Raw genomic sequence first — 2161 nt, forward strand, 5'->3', positions numbered from 1 at the left:
CCTCTAAAAAATGGTACCTTCAGGTAGTCAAAGAAAGGCGGTCTATTTAATATAACGTTTCAAACCGCCTTTCATTTTTAACAATAAAAATATAACCAAAGATGAGGAAAAAACTACAAACTACCTCATCATGGGGTAGTTTGCCCTGTCGACAATTAAAAATGCTGTCTAGCAGGTAGTTAGCATCTTAAGTTAACGGCTATGGCCAGCTGGCGGATTGAACTACATCCATCCCGCTACGGTGCTATGTACTTAAAGAAGGTTTTTGATGTTTTTTGAAAAGAAAACGAGACGGTGTTCTTTGATTTATTTCAGCTTATAGTGCTTACCTGCCTGGCTTATCGAGCCTGTCAGGTGATTTCATTCGTCTAAATTGTAAATAATTCAAAGGTGCCTCATGGAACTCGCACGTGTTAGTCATCCTCGGTTGTGATCGATAGAATCATGCTCGTTTTACCCCCGCTCTGCGGGATGTATCGTAAGTTTGCAAACGGCTGGTGCGGATTTAGCTCCGCTGATTTTCAATTGCAATCCGCGCCTAACAGGCTCGGGATCTGCGATCTCTAAATCAATTTCAGGCTATGGTAAAGAATAATATAATACATACACCGACCCCTGCAACGATTTTTAGTTTGTTCTATGATGGAAAATTCATAACAACTGATTTAAGTGTATACATGGACAGTAGAGGTGCAGCGCACCGGGAATTAAAAATACAAAAAAGTAAATGAGTGTATTTCCAGTTTTCCAATAATGATGAATTGAAAACCCGTTCGAACATCTTTGCCCCATTCTCCATTCTCCATTCTCCATGCTCTCTGCCCTCTGCCCTCCGCAATTATCCAAAGCGGCAGCGCCGCGATACTATTTATAGCAGAAAAGTACGACACAGGAAGAGCGATGCAGCGCACCGGGAATTAAACAGGGCAAGCAATTTTCCAATAATGCATTTTATGAAACACATTCAGCGTATTTTAGAAGCCATGAGTTTTCCTTTGGAATTTTAAATTAAACTTTTCATAAATAGAAAAGATTGCATAGTTTTGTATCCAGGTGAATACAGATTGATCAATGTATATCATTGAGAAAACAGACGAATTTGACAAATGGCTGAGAAAACTAAAAGATTTAAGGGCCAAAGCCAAAATATTGTTTCGCATTCAAAAAATCGAGATTGATGAACACTTTGGAGACTGCGAACCTGTTGGCAATGGGATTCAGGAATTAAAAATTGACTACGCAAAAGGATACAGAGTATATTTTAAAGCATCTGATGGAAAAATCATTATTCTGCTAATTGGTGGAGACAAATCAACTCAGCAGAAAGACATAGAAAAGGCAAAGGCGATTCTAAAACGAATTAAAAAGCAGAAAAATGGAAACTACAAAATTTGATATAGCAGACTACTTAGATAGTAACGAAATGATTGCAGAATATCTGAATGCTGTTTTAGCAGAAGGAAATGATTCCGATGTAATTACAGCAATCGGACATATTGCAAAATCAATAGGAATGACAAAAATTGCTCAGGCAAGCGGATTAAGCAGACCAAGTTTATATAAAGCTTTATCTGATGGTGCGAAGCCTCAATTCGAGACAATTATGAAAGTACTGAGAGCAATCGGCGGACAAATACAAATAAAACCAGATAACTCAATAAAAAACGTCTCCTAATAATTTGACATCAATCACACGCATGATCCCAGGCTGGTCGGTATGTTCACAACTGCTGGTCCCGATGAGCCGTCGAAAATGCACCGCGAAGCATGTTGAGGGGCTTTTAAAGCGATGGATGGAAGATTGAAGGAAAAAGATGGATGATTGACGATTGATGATTAACGATCAACGATTGAAGATTAACGATTGAAGATGATCGATTAACGAGAGCATCTCCTTTTTTGTGGCAGTAACATTTTTAGATGGATGGAAAATTAAAAGAGTCATTAAGTCATTGAGGAAAAGGAAAATGGAAGAAGGAAGATGGAAAAATGGAATCATGTATCAGGTATCAAGACACAAGTTAAAAAGATAGGAAGTCAGTAAGTCATTGGTCAATGAGTCATTCCCACCACCCGCTCGTTTGCAACGAGGGGGAAATTTGAAGACTCACGTTATTCCGTGTGAACAAGCGCATTTTTATGCACTTGTTTGACATACTTA

3 protein-coding genes are annotated in these 2161 nt (G+C 38.5%); all 3 read left to right on the forward strand.

Features of this window, described 5'->3' with window-relative positions; translation table 11 throughout:
- Nucleotides 1–581: 581 nt before the first annotated feature.
- On the forward strand, nt 582–731 hold the full coding sequence (locus FHS86_RS19080) for a YoaP domain-containing protein (RefSeq protein ID WP_429417649.1): 150 nt from the start codon (nt 582–584) through the stop codon (nt 729–731).
- A gap of 340 nt (nt 732–1071) precedes the next feature.
- Entirely contained in the window at nt 1072–1395 is a 324-nt protein-coding gene (locus tag FHS86_RS19085) for a type II toxin-antitoxin system RelE/ParE family toxin (protein ID WP_429417651.1), read from the forward strand.
- Complete coding sequence (locus tag FHS86_RS19090) at nt 1376–1675, forward strand: addiction module antidote protein (RefSeq protein ID WP_429417654.1); 300 nt, start codon at nt 1376–1378, stop codon at nt 1673–1675. The genes FHS86_RS19085 and FHS86_RS19090 overlap by 20 nt, the downstream gene beginning before the upstream one ends.
- The last annotated feature ends 486 nt before the right edge of the window (nt 1676–2161 follow it).

The organism is Roseimarinus sediminis, assembly GCF_050433125.1.
Taxonomy (GTDB): domain Bacteria; phylum Bacteroidota; class Bacteroidia; order Bacteroidales; family Prolixibacteraceae; genus Roseimarinus; species Roseimarinus sediminis.

Bases quoted from the DNA above. Each gene is read 5' to 3' on its own strand.
- FHS86_RS19080 (WP_429417649.1), top strand. From the start codon at position 582: ATGGTAAAGAATAATATAATACATACACCGACCCCTGCAACGATTTTT.
- FHS86_RS19085 (WP_429417651.1), top strand. From the start codon at position 1,072: ATGTATATCATTGAGAAAACAGACGAATTTGACAAATGGCTGAGAAAA.
- FHS86_RS19090 (WP_429417654.1), top strand. From the start codon at position 1,376: ATGGAAACTACAAAATTTGATATAGCAGACTACTTAGATAGTAACGAA.